Source organism: Halomonas getboli, assembly GCF_023094245.1.
GTDB classification, from domain to species: Bacteria; Pseudomonadota; Gammaproteobacteria; order Pseudomonadales; family Halomonadaceae; genus Halomonas; species Halomonas getboli.
Genome location: NZ_JALMEW010000005.1, coordinates 11,864 through 29,364, shown reverse-complemented (window position 1 = coordinate 29,364; position 17,501 = coordinate 11,864). Strand labels below are relative to the sequence as shown.

General features: G+C 68.7%; 14 protein-coding genes. 5 read left to right on the top strand and 9 right to left on the bottom strand.

Annotation, left to right across the window (positions count from 1 at the left end; translation table 11 throughout):
• Window positions 1-383: 383 nt before the first annotated feature.
• The 7 genes from aroB to pilM are packed head-to-tail and all read right to left on the bottom strand — an operon-like array spanning window position 384 to window position 6,944.
• The gene (gene aroB, locus MYL53_RS11380; RefSeq protein WP_247854076.1) at window positions 384-1,490 is read right to left on the bottom strand and encodes a 3-dehydroquinate synthase; all 1,107 of its coding nucleotides are present in this window, start codon (window positions 1,488-1,490) and stop codon (window positions 384-386) included.
• Between the two features lie 2 nt (window positions 1,491-1,492).
• Complete coding sequence (gene aroK / locus MYL53_RS11375; protein WP_247854075.1) at window positions 1,493-2,035, bottom strand: shikimate kinase AroK; 543 nt, start codon at window positions 2,033-2,035, stop codon at window positions 1,493-1,495.
• The gene (locus tag MYL53_RS11370; protein WP_425591753.1) at window positions 2,035-4,110 is read right to left on the bottom strand and encodes a type IV pilus secretin PilQ; all 2,076 of its coding nucleotides are present in this window, start codon (window positions 4,108-4,110) and stop codon (window positions 2,035-2,037) included. Before MYL53_RS11370 ends, aroK begins: the two co-directional genes overlap by 1 nt.
• A 53-nt stretch (window positions 4,111-4,163) precedes the next feature.
• Complete coding sequence (locus tag MYL53_RS11365) at window positions 4,164-4,688, bottom strand: pilus assembly protein PilP (protein ID WP_247854074.1); 525 nt, start codon at window positions 4,686-4,688, stop codon at window positions 4,164-4,166.
• The gene (locus tag MYL53_RS11360) at window positions 4,685-5,317 is read right to left on the bottom strand and encodes a type IV pilus inner membrane component PilO (RefSeq protein ID WP_247854073.1); all 633 of its coding nucleotides are present in this window, start codon (window positions 5,315-5,317) and stop codon (window positions 4,685-4,687) included. Before MYL53_RS11360 ends, MYL53_RS11365 begins: the two co-directional genes overlap by 4 nt.
• Window positions 5,314-5,886 carry a PilN domain-containing protein gene (locus tag MYL53_RS11355; protein ID WP_247854072.1) on the bottom strand — a complete coding sequence of 191 codons (573 nt, stop codon included), beginning with the start codon at window positions 5,884-5,886 and terminating at the stop codon, window positions 5,314-5,316. Before MYL53_RS11355 ends, MYL53_RS11360 begins: the two co-directional genes overlap by 4 nt.
• Window positions 5,883-6,944, bottom strand: coding sequence for a type IV pilus assembly protein PilM (gene pilM, locus MYL53_RS11350; protein ID WP_247854071.1), 1,062 nt, complete (start codon window positions 6,942-6,944; stop codon window positions 5,883-5,885). Before pilM ends, MYL53_RS11355 begins: the two co-directional genes overlap by 4 nt.
• 260 nt (window positions 6,945-7,204) lie before the next feature.
• Between pilM and MYL53_RS11345 the strand changes: the two genes are divergently transcribed.
• Both MYL53_RS11345 and MYL53_RS11340 read left to right on the top strand, forming a co-directional pair.
• Window positions 7,205-9,730 carry a penicillin-binding protein 1A gene (locus tag MYL53_RS11345; protein ID WP_247854069.1) on the top strand — a complete coding sequence of 842 codons (2,526 nt, stop codon included), beginning with the start codon at window positions 7,205-7,207 and terminating at the stop codon, window positions 9,728-9,730.
• A 90-nt stretch (window positions 9,731-9,820) separates the two neighbouring features.
• Entirely contained in the window at window positions 9,821-10,567 is a 747-nt protein-coding gene (locus MYL53_RS11340) for a DUF481 domain-containing protein (RefSeq protein WP_247854067.1), read from the top strand.
• Window positions 10,568-10,659: 92 nt separating this feature from the next.
• On the opposite strand, the gene MYL53_RS11335 is transcribed toward MYL53_RS11340, so the two are convergent.
• Together MYL53_RS11335 and rpmE are read right to left on the bottom strand one after the other, a co-directional pair.
• Window positions 10,660-11,931 (bottom strand): malic enzyme-like NAD(P)-binding protein, encoded by a 1,272-nt coding sequence (locus tag MYL53_RS11335; protein WP_247854065.1) that lies wholly within the window; start codon window positions 11,929-11,931, stop codon window positions 10,660-10,662.
• A 263-nt stretch (window positions 11,932-12,194) separates the two neighbouring features.
• Window positions 12,195-12,407 (bottom strand): 50S ribosomal protein L31, encoded by a 213-nt coding sequence (gene rpmE, locus MYL53_RS11330; protein WP_247854064.1) that lies wholly within the window; start codon window positions 12,405-12,407, stop codon window positions 12,195-12,197.
• 20 nt (window positions 12,408-12,427) lie between these two features.
• Here rpmE and MYL53_RS11325 point away from each other — a divergent pair, with 20 nt between their 5' ends.
• From MYL53_RS11325 to MYL53_RS11315, 3 genes are all read left to right on the top strand, one after another.
• Window positions 12,428-14,782, top strand: a complete 2,355-nt coding sequence (locus MYL53_RS11325) for a primosomal protein N' (protein WP_247854062.1) — start codon at window positions 12,428-12,430, stop codon at window positions 14,780-14,782.
• Between the two features lie 214 nt (window positions 14,783-14,996).
• On the top strand, window positions 14,997-16,682 hold the full coding sequence (gene argS / locus MYL53_RS11320; RefSeq protein ID WP_247854060.1) for an arginine--tRNA ligase: 1,686 nt from the start codon (window positions 14,997-14,999) through the stop codon (window positions 16,680-16,682).
• A 3-nt stretch (window positions 16,683-16,685) separates the two neighbouring features.
• The gene (locus tag MYL53_RS11315; protein WP_247854058.1) at window positions 16,686-17,414 is read left to right on the top strand and encodes an SPOR domain-containing protein; all 729 of its coding nucleotides are present in this window, start codon (window positions 16,686-16,688) and stop codon (window positions 17,412-17,414) included.
• Window positions 17,415-17,501 lie beyond the last annotated feature (87 nt).

The window sequence follows — 17,501 nt, the reverse complement described above, 5'->3', positions numbered from 1 at the left end:
TTCTTGTTGTTTGACGCCTCGATTGCGGCATCAAAACTGCGCGGCAAAAGGCTCCACAGAATAGCCACGCCCCCTCGTTCGCGCAATGCCACCCCGCCGCCGCCCTAGCAAAAACCTTCGACAAATCCGCAACTTGTCTAAGCGATCAATAAAAAAATCACGCTAACTCAACGAGTTGCACGCTACCGACGTGGAACATTCACGGCACGACACTCTGGTTAGACTTTAGTCGCAACCATCGCTCAAACCCCATACCGATACTGCATACGGCATACAGATTCACGCATTTCAGCCTCGCGCACGCTCCCCGACACCCCCGGAAACGACGACGCCCGCTGCCGAAGCAGCGGGCGTCGAGGCACGCACGATGACGAAGCGAGCGATCACTGCCGGGGAAAGGCCTGCAGCAGAGCCGCCAGGGTCTCGCGCGGCGTCTCGTCATGAATGCAGGCGTCACCGAGCCGCCGCAGCAGGATCAGCCTCAGCCGCTCATCGAGATTCTTCTTGTCGAGGCGCATGATCGCCAGGAAGTCGTCGACGCCCATGTCGGCCGGCGCGGCCAGCGGCAGGCCGGCCGCCGCCAGCACCTCGCGGACCCGCCCCACCTCGGCCTCCGACAGCCAGCCCAGACGCTGCGACAGCTCCGCCGCCATCAGCATGCCCGCGCCGACCGCCTCGCCGTGCAGCCAGCGACCATACCCCTGGTGCGTCTCGATGGCATGGCCGAAGGTGTGCCCCAGATTGAGCAGCGCCCGCACGCCCTGCTCGGTCTCGTCCTCGGCGACGACCTCCGCCTTGAGGCTGCAGCTGCGCTCGATGGCTCCGGCCAGCGCCTCGCCATCGAGGCTCCGCAGCGCCGTCATGCTCGCCTCCAGCCAGGCCAGGAAGTCGGCATCGCGAATCAGCCCGTACTTGATCACTTCGGCCAGCCCGGCCGACAGCTCGCGCCTCGGCAGCGTCGCGAGCGTGTCGGTATCGATCAGCACCGCCCGGGGCTGCCAGAAGGCGCCGATCATGTTCTTGCCGCGCGGATGGTTGACCCCGGTCTTGCCGCCCACCGAGGAGTCCACCTGGGACAGCAGCGTGGTCGGCACCTGCACGAAGGCCACGCCGCGCTGATAGCAGGCGGCGGCGAAGCCTGCCATGTCGCCGATCACCCCGCCGCCCAGCGCCACCAGGGTGCAGCGCCGGTTGAATCCGGCCTCGAGCAGGGCGTCCCAGATACGCTCGACGCTGGCCAGGGTCTTGGTCGCCTCGCCGTCCGGCAGCACCACCTCGCGCACGACGAGATCGTCGCCCAGGCCGGCCTTGAGCCGCTCCAGATACAGCGGCGACACCGTCTCGTTGGTGACGATCATCACCTGGCGGCCGGCCAGGTGCGGCCGCAGCCACTGCGGGTCGCCCAGCAGGCCGGAACCGATATGAATGGGATAGCTGCGCTCGCCCAGCGACACCGTCAGGGTGCGCCGAGCCTCATCGGATGGAGTCATGTTCATGCCTTGCAATGCAGGGGATCGATCAGCCGCTCCACGCGACGCACGATCTCGTTGACCACGGCGCGCGGGCCGCGACGATCCGTGCGTACCACGATGTCGGCGGTGGCCCGATAGAGCGGATCGCGCAGCTCGAACATCTGCTCGAGCACCTGGGCCTTGTCGTCGCGCTGCAGCAGCGGACGATTGCGATCCTTGGCGGTGCGCCGGAGCTGCTGCTCGACGGTGGTGAAGAGATAGATCACGGTGCCGCTGTCGCGCAGCATGCGGCGGTTCTCCTCGCGCAGCACCGCGCCGCCGCCGGTGGCGATGACCACGCCCTCCCGCGCCGACAGCTCACCGATCATCTGCGTCTCGCGCTCGCGGAAGCCCGCCTCGCCCTCGACGTCGAAGATCCACGGAATGTCGGCGCCGCAGCGATCCTGAATCTCATGATCGCTGTCGTAGAACTCTCGGGACAGCTCGGCCGCCAGAAGGCGGCCGATGGTGCTCTTTCCGGCCCCCATGGGGCCGATCAATATCAGATTGGGTAGTGCCGGCATCAGCGAATCGCCAGGTTGTCATCCAGTATTCGGGGCGTGATGAATACCAGCAACTCTACCTTATCGTTGGAGTCCTCGGTATAGCGGAAGAGGTTTCCGAGCACCGGGATGTCACCCAGGAAGGGCGTCTTGAACAGGCTGCGCACCTGCTCGGTGGTCAGGATGCCACCGAGCACCACGGTTTCGCCGTTGTTGACCAGCACCTGAGTGGTGATCTCGTTGGTGTCGATGGCCGGCGCGCCGTTGTAGGACTGGTCGGCCACGGTATCGTTGTTGATCGCCAGATCCATGATGATGCGGTTGTCCGGCGTGATCTGCGGTGTCACCTCCAGCGACAGCACCGCCTCCTTGAACTCGGTGTCGGTCGCCCCGCTGGAGGTCGACTCCTGGTAGGGGATCTCGGTGCCCTGCTTGATCACCGCGGTGCTCTGATTGGCGGTGATCACCCGCGGCTGGGAAATGGTCTGGCTCTTGCCTTCGCTCTCGAGCGCGCGCAGCTCCAGGTCGAGCAGCACGTCACCCGAGAGATAGCCGAAGCTGAAGGCCGTGGACGGGTTAACCTGACTCCCGAGGTCCACGGACAGCCCGCCGTTGTCGGCCACGCCGGAGGATGCACCGCCGGCGTTGAGCCCGTTGGGTGAACTTCCCTCGTTGTTGGACAGCCCCCAGCTGACGCCCAGCTCGCGGGCGGCGCTGTCGCGGGCGATCACGATGCGCGCCTCGATCTGCACCTGACGTACCGCCACGTCGAGTCGGTCCAGGGTGTCCATGATGTTGTCGATCTGCTCGGCGGTGTCCTGAATCAGCAGGGTGTTGGTGCGCGGGTCCACGGCGACGCGGCCGCGATCGGTCAACAGGCCGAAACCGCTCGCCCCGCCGCCGCTGCTCTCGCCGCGCAGCAGCTGAGCCAGATCCGAGGCCTTGGCGTACTTGACCTGAATGTACTGCGTTTCCAGCGGCGCCAGCGTCTCGAGCTGCTCGCGGGTCTGCAGCTCGAGCTGCTCGCGGGCCGCCAGCTCCTGGGCCGGCGCCACCACGATGACGTTGCCCTCCTGACGACTGGCCAGACCGTGACTCTTGAGCACCAGGTCCAGCGCCTGATCCCAGGGCACGTCCTGCAGGTTGAGCGTGACCCGGCCGGTGACGCTGTCGCTGGCCACCAGGTTCAGCCCGGTGAAGTCGGCGATGATCGCCAGCACCGAGCGCACCTCGATGTCCTGGAAGTTGAGGGTGATGCGCTTGCCGGAATAGGGGAACTGTTCGCGCGTCTGACGCTCGCGCTCCTGGGCCGTGACCGGCTGGGCCGAGATCGTCAGCTGGCGGCCGCTCTGGGTCGACAGCATGGCGAAGTCGCCGCTGCCCTGGATGTCGAGCGTGACGCCGTCGCGGCCGGTGCGCGGCGTGATGCGGCGCAGCGGCGTGCCGAAATCGGTGACGTCGTAGACCTGATCGAGCGAGGCCGGCAGGCGTACGCCGTTCAAGCGCGCGACGATGTCCGAACGCCCGCTCTCGCTGACCCGGGCGTCCACGCCGCTGCGGTCGAAGGTCACCACCACGCGCCCGGCCCCGTCGTCGCCGCGGCGGAAGTCGATATCGGTGATGCTCGGACCGGCCATCGTCGTCGCGCGGGCCGACGCCGAGCCCGAGGACGTCGAGGTCGTGGCGGAACGGGTGGCGACCGGCGCGGACGACGCGGCGCTGCCGCCGATCGACAGCTTGAGGCGATTGCCCTGCTGCGAGGTGTCGTAGGGCAGCGGGCCGTCCAGGTCGAACACCAGCCGCGTGCGGCTGCCCGCCTCCAGGGCGGTGACTCGCTGAACGCCGCCGACGCCCAGCGCCTGGCGACGGCTCGCCAGGCCGCTGCGGGTATCCATCAGATCGATGGTGAGCCGCGCCGGGTCGTCGAGACGATAGCCCCGCACCTCGGGCACGCCGCCGTCGAAGGACAGGTCGATTTCCAGGGCGCCGCCGGCACCCTGACGGTAATCGAGGTCGGTCAGCGTCGACGCCGCCAGAGCGGAGGTGGAGACCACCAGCATGGCCAGGGCCGCGAGCGCTCGTATCATCGATGTCATGGTTCCTTCCCCCTCAAGGCCCCGCCTACGCCGGGCGAGCTTGCTCGTGTTGTCTATCCATCCAGCGACAGCTTGGTACTGCGCTCGATCCAGCCGCCGCGCCCGGTGGGCACGATCTCCACCAGCTGCACCGAGGCCGCGGTGATGCTAACGATGCGGCCGAAGTCCGAGCCCATGTGGTCACCGACGCGCAGCCGATGCACGTTGCCGCCCGGCGCCCGGACCAGCGCCGAGGGCGCCCCATCGATCGTCAGGGTCCCCACCAGTTCGAGCTGGCCGAGATCATAGGCCTCCAGCGGCTCACGCGGCCGCGAGGTGTCCGGCGCCAGGTCGGCATCGCCCTCCGGCAGGTCGCGACTCTCGGGAAGCCGCGCCTGGAAAGGACTTCGGCGATCGGCGAAGCGGTAATCCACGGAGTGATAGACCGGCATCGGCGGCAGCGGATCAAGCGTCAGCTCGCCGGGGTCGGCCTTCAGCGAGGCCAGCCGCTGCTCGAGGTCGCCGGTATTCGCGTCGCCGCAGGCCCCGAGCATCAGCACCAGCCCCGCCAGCCCCGCACCGCGCAGCCAGGTCATCATGGCGCCTCCTTCTCGTCGGCCGACGCTTCCGGCGGGCGATAGCTGTAGGTCCGCGCCAGCATCGACAGCTCCAGGCGTCCGTCGTCGGCGGGCTCGAGCGTGAAGTCGTGCTGCGTGACGATGCGTGGCAGATCGGCGACAGCGGCGATGAAGGAGCCGATGCGGTGATAGTCGCCACGCACCTGGATATCGAACGGCCGCTCGACGTAGAACTCCTGCTCCACGGGGCTGCGCAGACGAATGGCATCGATGGTCAGCTGGTTGTCGATGGCCGCCTCGCTGATGTCGTCGATCAACGACGGAATCTCGGGGCCGCTCGGCAGCATGCCCACCAGCACGCCCAGGCGACCGTCCAGCGCTTCCACCTGCTCGCGCAGCGCCGGCAGGTTGGCCGCCTGGGCCGCCTTGCTGCGATAGTCGCGCAGCAGGCGGGCCTCCTCCTGACGCGCACTCTCCAGCTCCTGGGCCTTGGGCGCCGCCAGATACCAGTAGAGGCCGGCGAAGGTCAGCCCGGCCACCAGCAGGCAGCAGAACAGCTGCAGCAGGAAGGGCCAGCCACCGGCTTCCTTGATGTCCAGCTCGCCCAGCTCCACGTCCTTGAGCCGACGCCATTCGGTGGACAGATTCATTGCGCCACCTCCTTCTTCCCGGTCTCGCCGCCGTCGCCCGGCATATGCTGGTCGACGCTGAGATCGAAGCGTCGCTCGCCCTCCTCGGCCTCCACCTCGGACAGCACCGGCACGTCGAACACCGGCGAGGCTTCGAGGGCGCGCAGCTGGGCGGAGACCCGGCGGTTGTCGTCGGCCATGCCGCCGAGGCGGAGCCGATCCCCCTGGCGCTGAAGGCTGGCGTAGTGCACGCCGTCCTCGAGGCTGGAGGTCAGGGCATTGAAGACGTACACGGTCTGGGGGCGCCTGGCCTGCAGCGCCTGCAGCACCTCGATGCGCCGCTTGAGCGTCTCGAGTTCCGACTCGTACTGGCTGACGGTACGGATGTCCCGATCCAGTTCGGCGGTACGCTCGCGGATCAGCGTGTGGCGCTGCTGCTGGGCCGCCAGCTGCTGCCCGTAGTACCAGGTCATGCCGTAGCCGCCCCCCAGCCCGATCAGGGCGACCAGCGCCAGGGCCAGGTAAAAGCGCTTGCTGCGCCGCTGGCGCTGCGCCTCGCGCCAGGGCAGGAGATTGATCTCGATGGTCATCCGCGCGCCCTCATCGCCAGCCCGCAGGCCGTCAGCATGGCCGGCGCGTCGCCGGCCAGGGTCTGGACGTCGACCCGCGAGCTCATCTTCATGCGCCGGAAGGGGTTGGCGATCACCACTTCCATGCCGGTCTCCTCGGCGAGGCGGTCCGCCAGGCCCGGCAACACGCCGGTGCCGCCGGCCAGGACCATGCGCCGCACCTCCTGCTTGCGGCCGGCCGTGTAATAGAGCTGCAGCGAGCGCCCGACCTGCTGCACCAGGGTATCGAGAAAGGGAGCGAGCACGCTGCGCTCATAGTCGTCCGGCAGCCCGCCACGCTTCTTGGCCAGACCGGCCTCCTCGAGGCTCAGCCCGTAGCGGCTGCGGATCTCCTCGGTCAGCGCCCGCCCGCCGAACACGGTGTCGCGGCTGTAGGTGATGCGCCCGTCGCGCAGCACGTGGAAGGCGTTCATGTTGGCCCCGATATCCACCAGCGCCACGCCGCCATCCTGGGCACCGCCCACGGGCAGCTGGGACACGAGCTCGGTGTAGGCGCGCTCCATGGCGAAGGTCTCGACGTCGACCATGGCCGGCGACAGCCCGGCCTGGCGCACGGCCTCGGTCAGCTGGCTGACGTCCTGCTGACGGCAGGCGACCAGCAGCACGTCCTGCTGATCGCCGTAGCGATCATTGAGGCCGAGCCGCTGAAAGTCGAAGGCGACTTCACTGAACGGAAAGGGGATGTGCTTGTCGGAGTCGAGCTGGATGCGGGTCTCGATCTCGTCGTCGGACAGGGTGGCCGGCAGGGTCAGCGTCTTGGTGATCGCCGCGCTGGCGGGCACCGCCACGGAGACGCGCTGACTGGTCGGCTTGGCATGGTCCACGGCGCGCTTGAGGGCGTCGACGACCTCGCCCATGTCGCGGATGCGGCGCTCCACGACGGCGCCCTCGCGCAGCGGACGCACGGCGTAGCTCTCGACGCGATAGCTGCCGCCGACCCACTTGAGTTCGATGAGCTTGACGGTCGCCGACGTGATATCGACCCCGATGAGCCCCTTGCCGGATGCCCCGATTCGCATCTAGCTCATGCCCCCGACTGATCCTGCTGCGTTTGACGTCTCGTTATAATAATGTGCCTGCCCCAACCGCGGCATCAGGCATCATCATGCCACTCCTGTAATCCGAGGTTACATGATATTTCCTGATCTCACACGAAAGGGTGTCGCCAGACGTCAACGCTGGTGGTCACGTTGACGCCTTCCTATAATGGCCGGCGAATCTCGGCCCCCATTCGACCCCGCCGCCCTGCACTCGCTCACAGCATGGATACCGCTTTTTCATGAAGTTCATCAGAACCCTGGCCTTTTCGGCATTCTGGCTGCTGGTTTCCCTGTCCACCGCCTCGGTGCTGGCCGTGGCCGGGGCCGCCCTCTACTTCGCCCCCGGCCTCCCCGACGTGCGCCAGCTGCAGGATTTCGAGCTGCAGACACCGCTGCGCATCTTCACCCGTGACGGCAAGCTGATCGGCGAATACGGCGAGGAACGCCGCCAGCCGGTGACCTACGATGAGATCCCGCCGACCATGGTCGATGCCTTGATGGCCGCCGAGGATGCCTCGTTCTTCGATCACCACGGCGTCGATCCCAAGGGCCTGGCCCGCGCCGCGGTGGAACTGGTCAGCAGCGGCGGCAACATCCAGTCCGGGGGCTCCACCATCACCATGCAGGTCGCACGCAACTACCTGCTGACCCTGGATCAGACCTTCACCCGCAAGATCCGCGAGATCCTGCTGGCCCTGCAGATGGAGCAGATCCTCAGCAAGCAGCAGATCCTCGAGCTCTACGTCAACAAGATCTTCCTCGGCCATCGCGCCTACGGCATCGCCGCCGCCGCGGAAGTCTACTATGACAAGCCGCTCGACGAGCTGACCCTGGCCCAGCAGGCCATGATCGCCGGCCTGCCCAAGGCCCCCTCCGCCTTCAACCCGCTGGCCAACGCCGAGCGCGCCCTGATCCGCCGCAACTGGATCCTGTTCCGCATGCGCGATCTCGGCTACATCGACGAGGCCGACTACGACGAGGCCGTCCAGGCACCGATCACCGCCCGCCGCCACAAGGCCCAGGCCGAGGTCACCGCCGACTACGTGGCCGAAATGGCGCGCCAGTACGCCGTCGACCACTTCGACGACGCCTACACCGGCGGCTATCGCATCACCACCACCCTGGACAGCAAGCTCCAGCCCATGGCGCGTCAGGCCCTGGCCAACGGCCTGATCGCCTACGACACCCGCCACGGCTGGCGCGGCCCGGAGCAGACCGACATCCCGCGCAGCCTGGCGGAAGCCCAGGAGAACACCGACCGCGCCGGGCTCGAGGAAGAGCTGGCCGAGTCGCCCGAGGTGATGGATACCGCCCGTCAGGCCGCCGAGCGCAGCCAGACCGAAGTCGACGGCATCGACGGCGACGTCAGCAACTGGCTGCAGGTGCTGGATCGCACGCCGGTGCTGGGGCCGCTGGAACCGGCCATCGTGGTCTCCACCGAGGGCCGCGAGATGCGCGTGCTGGCCGCCGGCGGCGAGGTCCGGACGCTCGACTGGGACGGCCTGAAATGGGCGCAGCCCTATCGCAACGCCCGCTACCGCGGCGCGGCGCCGAATGCCGCTGCCGACATCGCCAGCCCCGGCGACCTGGTGCGCATCCTGCAGCGTGAGGACGGCAGCTGGCGCCTGTCCCAGCAGCCCGACGCCCAGGGCTCGCTGGTGGTCATGAATCCCAACAGCGGCGCCATCCTGGCCCTGCAGGGTGGCTTCGACTACGACGCCAGCAAGTTCAACCGCGCGCTGCAGGCGCGCCGCCAGGCGGGCTCGATCTTCAAGCCCTTCATCTACCTGGCCGGCCTGAACAGCGGCGACGTCACCCCCGCCACCGTCATCAACGACGCCCCGGTGGTGATGGAAGACGGCAGCGATCAGCTGTGGCGCCCCAACAATTCCGAGGGCGATTTCCTCGGCCCGACCCGCCTGCGCGTCGGCCTCGCTCACTCGCGCAACCTGGTCACCATCCGCCTGCTCAAGACCCTGGGCCTCGAGCGCACCATCGACTTCCTGGTCAACTTCGGCTTCGACCCCGACCGCCTGCCTCACGGCCTGTCGCTGGCCCTGGGCACCACCAGCCTGACGCCGCTGGAGATGACCCGCGGCTATGCGGTGCTGTCCAACGGCGGCTTCGCCATCGAGCCCTGGCTGATCGAGAAGATCACCCGCGGCGAGGAGCGGACCGTGATCCAGGAGGCCGACCCCGCGGTAGCCTGCCGCGAGTGCGCCCCCGACCAGGAGACCGTCGAGCGCGACGGCAAGACCTATCGGGTCGCACCGCGCGTGGTCGACCCGGCAGCCGACTACCTGATCCGCGACATGCTGCGCGACGTGGTCGAGCACGGCACCGCCCGCCGCGCCCTGGCCCTCAATCGCAGCGACATCGTCGGCAAGACCGGTACCACCAACCAGCAGCGCGATGCCTGGTTCGCCGGCTTCAATACCGACCTGGCGACCACCGTCTGGGTCGGCAAGGACGACAACAGCTCGACCGCCGAGTACGGCTCCCAGGCCGCCCTGCCGATCTGGATGGACTTCATGAAAGGCGCCCTCGCCGGCACGCCGGAGCGCTGGCCCGACAAGCCGGACGACGTGGTCACCCGACGCGTCGACCCGGACACCGGCCGCCTGCTTCACGACGACCAGCCCGGCGGCATGCAGGAGCTGTTCCGCGCCGATCACCTGCCCGACTATCAGCCGCGCCGCGTCGATCAGGCAGTGGAACAGGAGAGCGGCTCACAGGGCACCGGCGCCTACGAAGCCATCTTCTAGGCACGACCCGCAGTCCGACCCCAGCCGGCGAGCCCCCGTCTCGCCGGCTCCCCACGGCTTTTTCCACCGAACCCATCACGAGAAATCACCATGCGCTTCAAGGTGATGCTCAGCTGCTGTCTGGGCCTACTGCCACTGGCGAGCCATGCCCTGGCCTCCCCCTTCTATGCCCCGCCGGCGCCGGAGGAGGACTCCCCGCCCCTGACCGGCGAGGCCGAGCTTGGGTTTACGCACCTCCAGGGCAACACCAACAGCCAGACCCTGATCGCCAAGGGGCGACTGACGTGGCTGAACGGCGCCTTCACCCACAGCCTGCGCGGCGAGGCCCGACACGTCACCCAGGATAACGAGACCAGCGCCGAGCAGTACCTGGTGGCGGCCCGCGAACGCTACGACATCGAGGGCCCCCACTACCTGTTCGGCTTCGCCCGCTGGGAAGACGACCGCTTCAGCGGCTACGACTACCAGGCCACGGTGATCGGCGGCTACGGCCGCCAGGTGCTGGACAACGAACGCCACGTGCTGTCGCTCGAGGCCGGCCCCGGCTATCGAGTCGACAGCGTGACCGACGACCGCGTCCAGCGGCTCGGCGTGGTCTACGGCGCCATGGACTATCGCTGGCACTTCTCCGATACCGCCGGCCTTTCCCAGGAACTGTCGCTGGAAGGCACCGATCGCAACCTGACCACGCGCTCGCTTTCGGCCCTGACGGCGCGGCTCAACGCCCACCTGGCGCTCAAGCTGTCCTACGAGATCAAGCACAACACCCGGCCGCCCGACACCGCCACCGCGCGCACCGATCGCATCACCAACGTCTCGCTGCTCTACGACTGGTAGGCCGTCGAGGCGCTGTTTTTCGATGCGTCCTCCAGACGCGACGACGCCGGCCCGAGGGCCGGCGTCGTCGTTCACTGCCGCGCTGAAGGCGATCAGCCGCCGTAGACGTCGTCCACGGTCTTCAGCGGATAGTGCGAGGGATAGGGCTTGCGCGCCACGCCGGAGTCCACCGCCGCCTGGGCCACCGCCGAGGAGACCCGCTCCAGCAGCCGCACGTCCACCGGCGTCGGCAGGATATAGTCGCGTCCGAAGCTCATGCTCTCCGCCTCGTAGGCCTCCAGCACCGACTGGGGCACCGGCTCGCGGGCCAGATCCTTGAGTGCATGCACCGCGGCGACCTTCATTTCCTCGTTGATGCGCGTCGCCCGCACGTCCAGCGCGCCGCGGAAGATGAACGGGAAGCCCAGCACGTTGTTGACCTGGTTCGGGTAGTCGGAGCGACCGGTGGCCATGATCACGTCGGGACGCGTCTCGCGGGCCAGGTCCGGATGAATCTCCGGGTCCGGGTTGGTGCAGGCGAAGACCACCGGATTGTCGGCCATCTTGCGGATGTGGTCGGCATTCATCAGGCCGGGGCCGGACAGGCCGATGAAGACGTCGGCGCCGTCGATGGCGTCGTCCAGGGTGCGCTTGTCGGTGTCGACCGCGAACATCGCCTTGTACTGATTGAGATCCTCGCGGCCGCTGTGGATCACCCCCTTGCGGTCGAGCATCACCAGATTCTCGGCGCGGGCGCCGCAGGACACCAGCAGCTTCATGCAGGCGATCGCCGCGGCTCCGGCGCCGAGGCAGACGATCCTTGCCTCTTCGAGAGACTTGCCGGCGATGTCCAGGGCGTTGAGCATGCCGGCCGCGGTGACGATGGCGGTACCGTGCTGGTCATCATGGAACACCGGAATGCTGCACTGCTCGATCAGCGCGCGCTCGATCTCGAAGCACTCCGGCGCCTTGATGTCCTCGAGGTTGATACCGCCCCAGGTATCGGCGATGCGCGCCACGGTGTCGATGAACGCCTGAGGACTCTCGGCGTTGACCTCCAGGTCGGTGGAGTTGATGCCGGCGAAGCGCTTGAACAGCACGCCCTTGCCCTCCATCACCGGCTTGCTGGCCAGGGCGCCCAGATTGCCGAGCCCCAGGATGGCGCTGCCGTCGGAGATCACCGCCACCAGATTGCCCTTGCCGGTATAGAGGTAGGCATTCTCGGGGTCCTGAGCGATCTCGCGCACCGGCTCGGCCACGCCCGGGCTGTAGGCCAGGGCGAGATCACGTGACGTGGCGGTCGGTTTGGTCAGCTCCACCGACAGCTTCCCGGGAATGGGCTTTGCGTGATAGTCCAGTGCCGCCTGTCTCTTCGCGTCTGTCATGCTCAGGATCCGGTATCGAATGATAGGAAAGGCCGACGAGATTATAAAAAAAACTTCCACTTCTCAACTTAGTAAAGTTACACAATCTAGCAACCCCATTCGCAGACGTTCGCTACCATTTGCCGAAACTTATATTTGAGCAGCTCGCTATAAAGAATCCCTTATCGTGAGCGGCGCACCGAACGCCGGACACAAAAAAACCCGCCTCGAGGGCGGGTTTCTTCGGATACGTCCGAGGCCGGCGAGGACTCGCCGGCGACGCATCAGCGCTTGATCGCGGCACCGAAGCGCTTGTTGAAGCGCTCGACGCGGCCACCGGTGGTCGCCTGCTTCTGCTTGCCGGTGTAGAAGGGGTGGCACTGAGAGCAGACGTCCAGGGACAGATCCTGATCGTTGGTGGTGCCGACCTGGAAGGTGGCGCCGCAGGAGCAGGTCGCGCTGACCGTCTTGTAATTCGGGTGGATACCTTGTTTCATCTTGAGCCTCGCTACGCTGTATGCCGCCACCTGATCCCATGCCAGGCACCGCATACGGATTGTCTGAACGTTCAAACCGGGCGCCGCTCCACACCGAGGGTGACGCGGCGGCCAAGTATTCTAGCAGAGCCGTCCTCGGAGGCCAATTGTCCGTTTCCTCCCCCGCCGTGCTGGGCGTTGCCGTGCCCTCCCCGCTGCGCCGTCTGTTCGACTATCGCCCCGCCGGCGCGCCGCCGGAAGGCGGCTGGCAGCCGGGACTGCGCGTGCGGGTGCCCTTCGGCCCGCGCCGTGTGATCGGCGTGGTGATGGAGTGCCGCGAGACCAGCGACCTGCCGCTGGCCAGGCTCAGGCCGATCGACGATCGCCTCGACGACGCTCCCCTGCCGGCGGACTGGCTGTGGCTGTGCCGCTTCACCGCCCGCTACTACCAGCATGCCCCCGGCGACACCCTGCACCAGGCGCTGCCCGCGCTGCTGCGCCAGGGGCGCGCCCTGGAGGCGCGCACCCGGGAGCGCTGGCAGGTCACCGAGGCCGGCGCCAGCGAGGCCCCGGAAAGCCTCGCCCGGGCGCCGCGCCAGGCCGAGCTGCTGGCCATGCTGCGCCAGCATCCTCAAGGGCTGCTCGCCCAGGCCATCTTCGCCCAGTCCTTCACCCGCCCTCAGCTCCAGGCCCTGGAGAAGAAGGGACTGGTCACCCGGCGCGAGGAGCCGCGCACCGGCCCCGCCGACGCCGGGGGCCCGCTGCTGGCCGAGCCTGTGCTGCCGCTCAACCGCGAGCAGGCCGCCGCCCTCGCCGCCCTGCGCGAGGGGCTGGACGCCTATCATCCCTGCCTGCTGCACGGCGTCACCGGCAGCGGCAAGACCGAAGTCTATCTGCAGCTGATCGAGGCGGTGGTCGGCCGCGGCCGCCAGGCCCTGGTGCTGGTGCCCGAGATCGGCCTGACGCCGCAGACCCTGGCACGCTTCAAGCGCCGTTTCCGGGTACCGGTGGTGGCGCTGCACTCCGGGCTCACCGATCACGAGCGACTCGACGCCTGGGAGGCCGCGACCAGCGGCCGGGCGCCGATCGTCATCGGCACCCGCTCGGCAATCTTCACGCCACTGGCCGCGCCCGGCGCGATCATCGTCGACGAGGAGCACGACGGCTCCTTCAAGCAGCAGGAGGGGCTGCGCTACCACGCCCGCGACCTGGCCGTGGCCCGCGCCCATCATCACGGCATCCCGCTGGTGCTGGGCAGCGCCACGCCGTCGCTGGAGACCCTGCACCGCGCCCAGTGCGGCGATTACCGCCATCTGCGCCTGACCCAGCGCGCCAGCCGCCATGCCCCGGCGCGCCTGGAGCTGACCGACCTGCGCGGCCGCACCCGCCGCGGCGGGCTGATTCCCCCGGTGCTCGAGGCCATCGAGGAGACCCTGACCGCCGGTCATCAGGTGCTGGTGTTCATCAACCGCCGCGGCTTCGCCCCGACGCTCAGCTGCCACGCCTGCGGCTGGATCGCCGAGTGCACCCACTGCGACGCCCGGCTGACGCTGCATCGCCAGCCGCCGCTGCTGGCCTGCCATCACTGCGATCATCGCCAGGCCCTGCCCGATGCCTGCCCCGACTGCGGCAGCGCCGACCTGCGACCGCTGGGCAGCGGCACCGAGCGCACCGAGGAGACCCTGGCTGAACGCTTCCCCGACGTCCCGGTGCACCGCATCGACCGCGACAGCACCCGTCGCCGCGATGCCCTCGAGCAGACCCTCACCGAGGTCCGCCGCGGCGAGGCCTGCCTGCTGGTGGGCACCCAGATGCTGGCCAAGGGCCATCACCTGCCCCACGTCACCCTGGTGGTCGTGGTCAACGCCGACGCCGGCCTCTACGCCAGCGACTTCCGCGCCCTGGAACACAGCGCCCAGCTGCTCGAGCAGGTGGCCGGCCGCGCCGGGCGCGCCGCCCATCCGGGCCGCGTGCTGGTGCAGACCATGCACGCCGACGACCCGCATCTGCGGCTGCTCTCGGCGCGCGGCTACGACGCCCTGGCCGAGCAGCTGCTAGAGGAACGCCGCGTCGCCGCCCTGCCGCCGTTTCGCTTCCTGGCGCTGCTGCGCCTGGAAGGCGCCCTGGAGGCGGCCGTCACCGAGCTCGGCGGCCGCGCCGCCGAGGCGCTGCGCGCGCACCTGAAGGCACGAGGGCTGGACGTGGACTGCCTGGGCCCGGTGCCGGCGCCCATGGAGCGCCGCCAGAACCGCTACCACCTGCAGGTGATGCTCGGCGCCGACAAGCGCAGCCGACTCCACGAGGCCGGCGCCTGGCTGATCGCCTGGCTGGAGGCCGAGCCCGCAGCGCGGCGGGTGCGCTGGTCGCTGGATATCGATCCGCAGACGCTGGCGTAACGATAGGGGCGAGGGGCGAGGGGCGAGGGGCGAGGGGCGAGGCAATAGCTTAAGCCCGAAGCCCGAAGCCCGAAGCCCGAAGCCCGAAGCCCGAAGCCCGAAGCCCGAAGCCGAGGCTAGGGTTTAAAGCCCGCGCGCAATTGTCGATAATGTGCGGCCAAATGCCCGCCGACGGGCGTTCGACCCGCCCGCGCCACAGGACATCAGATTCCCCATGAAAGACACCATCATCTCCCTGCTGGAGGGCGCCCTGGACGAACTCAAGCGCCAGGACGTCCTGCCCTCCGAGCTCGCCCCGACCATCAAGGTCGACCCGACCAAGGACAAGGCCCACGGCGACTACGCCACCAACCTGGCGCTGATGCTGGCCAAGCCCGCCGGCAGGAAGCCCCGCGAACTGGCCGAGGCGCTGGTCGAGGCGCTGCCGGCAAGCGACGCCGTGTCCAGGATCGAGATCGCCGGCCCCGGCTTCATCAACTTCTTCGCCGCCACCGACGCCGCGGCCCAGGTCATCCGCCAGGTGCTGGACCAGGGCGACACCTTCGGCCGCAGCCTCACCGGCCAGGGTCAGAAGGTCCAGGTGGAGTTCGTCTCCGCCAACCCCACCGGCCCGCTGCACGTCGGCCACGGGCGAGGCGCGGCCATCGGCGACAGCATCTGCCGCCTGCTCGAGGCGGTGGGCTATGACGTCACTCGCGAGTTCTACTACAACGACGCCGGCGCCCAGATCGCCAACCTGGCGCTCTCGGTGCAGGCCCGTGTGAAGGGCATCGACCCCGAGGACGACGGCTGGCCGGCCGACGGCTACCGCGGCGGCTACATCATCGACGTGGCCAACAGCTATCTGGCCGGCGACACCATCCACGCCGACGACCGCCACGTCACCGGCGCCGCCGACCCGGACGATCTGGACGCCATCCGCGAGTTCGCCGTGGCCTACCTGCGCCGCGAGCAGGACCTCGACCTGCGCGCCTTCGGCGTCGAGTTCGACGTCTACTTCCTCGAGTCCTCGCTGTACCGCGACGGCAAGGTGGCGGCCACCGCCGAGCGCCTCGCCGAGAAGGGCCACACCTACGAGCAGGACGGCGCCACCTGGCTGCGCACCACCGACTTCGGTGACGACAAGGACCGGGTGATGCGCAAGCAGGACGGCCACTACACCTACTTCCTGCCCGACGTGGCCTATCACCTCGACAAGTGGCAGCGCGGCTTCACCACCGTGATCAACGAGCAGGGCGCCGACCACCACTCCACGGTGACCCGCGTGCGCGCCGGGCTGCAGGCGCTGGAGGCCGGCATTCCCCAGGGCTGGCCGGACTACGTGCTGCACCAGATGGTGATGGTCACCCGCTCCGGCGTGGAGGTGAAACTCTCCAAGCGCGCCGGCAGCTACGTCACCGTGCGCGACCTGATCGACGAGGTCGGCCGCGACGCCACGCGCTTCTTCCTCGCCGCACGCCGCGCCGACTCCCAGTTGACCTTCGACATCGACCTGGCCCGCTCGCAGTCCAATGACAACCCGGTCTACTACGTGCAGTACGCCCACGCCCGGGTGTGCAGCATGCTGCGCAAGGCCGAGTCCGCCGACCAGGCGTTCGACCATGCCCAGGCCATGGATCACCTGGCGCGCCTCGAGGCCGAGCAGGAAAAGGCGCTGATGAATCGCCTGGCCCGCTACCCGGAGGTGGTCGCCCACGCCGCGGCCAGCCGCGAGCCGCAGCAGATCGCCCAGTATCTGCTCGATCTCGCCGCCGAGTTCCACACCTGCTACAACGCCGTCAAGGTGATGGTCGAGGACGACGCCCTGCGCAACGCCCGCATGGCGCTGTTCCTGGCCGCCCGCCAGGTACTGCGCAACGGCCTCGACCTGATGGGCGTCGGCGCCCCCGAGGAGATGTAAACCATGGCCAGCCGCAAGCCCGCCGCCAACGGCCGCAAGCGAGGCGCCACCAGCTCCCGCAAGGCCCCCGCCAAGTCACCCGCTCCGCGGCGCGGCGTGCCCGGCTGGCTCTGGGGGCTGGCCGGACTGGTGGCCGGCTTTTTGATCTCGCAGCACCAGCACGGTACCGCGCCCTGGCAGGACGGTCCGGATACTTCCCCGGCGATGACCGCGGGCGAGAGCCAGGGTCAGTCCGGCGGCCAGTCGCCGGCGGACGACGAGCCGCCGATGCCGACCTTCGAGTTCTACACCCTGCTGCCGGAGTCCGAGGTCATCGCTCCCGGCGAGCAAGCGGCCTCCTCCACAGCCACGCCGCCCCCGCGGCCGGCCAAGGAGGAGGACGACGACGATGGCGGCGACACCGGCGCCGAATCCGTCTCGGCCGATGACCCCATCGCCCAGGTGATCGCCGCCAACAGCGCGCCCGCCGAGGATACGACGCAGCGCGCCGAGGACGGCAAGCGCTACATGCTGCAGGCCGCCTCCTTCCGCGAGACCCGCGACGCCCGCCAGCTGGCCGGCCGGCTCAAGGACTTCGGCCTGCTGGCCAAGATCAGCGAGGTCCAGACCGGCGACGGCGCCACCTGGCACCGGGTCCAGGTCGGCCCCTACCGGGATCGCCGCGAGCTGTCCCGGGCGCGCGATCTGATGGCGACCCAGGGTATCGAGCCGCTGCTCATCCAGCTGCAGTGACGGCGCGGCGGTTGAATTCCCGGCCGCCCGCCCATACCTCTTCCTCCAGCTCACAAACGGCGCCGCCCCTCGCGGCGCCGGTGGAGA

Excerpts from the sequence above, each read along its gene's own strand:
- argS (WP_247854060.1), top strand. The coding sequence starts at position 14,997 with ATGAAAGACACCATCATCTCCCTGCTGGAGGGCGCCCTGGACGAACTC.
- aroK (WP_247854075.1), bottom strand. The coding sequence starts at position 2,035 with ATGCCGGCACTACCCAATCTGATATTGATCGGCCCCATGGGGGCCGGA.
- MYL53_RS11335 (WP_247854065.1), bottom strand. The coding sequence starts at position 11,931 with ATGACAGACGCGAAGAGACAGGCGGCACTGGACTATCACGCAAAGCCC.
- MYL53_RS11370 (WP_425591753.1), bottom strand. The coding sequence starts at position 4,110 with ATGACATCGATGATACGAGCGCTCGCGGCCCTGGCCATGCTGGTGGTC.
- MYL53_RS11345 (WP_247854069.1), top strand. The coding sequence starts at position 7,205 with ATGAAGTTCATCAGAACCCTGGCCTTTTCGGCATTCTGGCTGCTGGTT.
- pilM (WP_247854071.1), bottom strand. The coding sequence starts at position 6,944 with ATGCGAATCGGGGCATCCGGCAAGGGGCTCATCGGGGTCGATATCACG.
- aroB (WP_247854076.1), bottom strand. The coding sequence starts at position 1,490 with ATGACTCCATCCGATGAGGCTCGGCGCACCCTGACGGTGTCGCTGGGC.
- MYL53_RS11365 (WP_247854074.1), bottom strand. The coding sequence starts at position 4,688 with ATGATGACCTGGCTGCGCGGTGCGGGGCTGGCGGGGCTGGTGCTGATG.
- MYL53_RS11355 (WP_247854072.1), bottom strand. The coding sequence starts at position 5,886 with ATGACCATCGAGATCAATCTCCTGCCCTGGCGCGAGGCGCAGCGCCAG.
- rpmE (WP_247854064.1), bottom strand. The coding sequence starts at position 12,407 with ATGAAACAAGGTATCCACCCGAATTACAAGACGGTCAGCGCGACCTGC.
- MYL53_RS11325 (WP_247854062.1), top strand. The coding sequence starts at position 12,428 with ATGCCGCCACCTGATCCCATGCCAGGCACCGCATACGGATTGTCTGAA.
- MYL53_RS11315 (WP_247854058.1), top strand. The coding sequence starts at position 16,686 with ATGGCCAGCCGCAAGCCCGCCGCCAACGGCCGCAAGCGAGGCGCCACC.
- MYL53_RS11360 (WP_247854073.1), bottom strand. The coding sequence starts at position 5,317 with ATGAATCTGTCCACCGAATGGCGTCGGCTCAAGGACGTGGAGCTGGGC.
- MYL53_RS11340 (WP_247854067.1), top strand. The coding sequence starts at position 9,821 with ATGCGCTTCAAGGTGATGCTCAGCTGCTGTCTGGGCCTACTGCCACTG.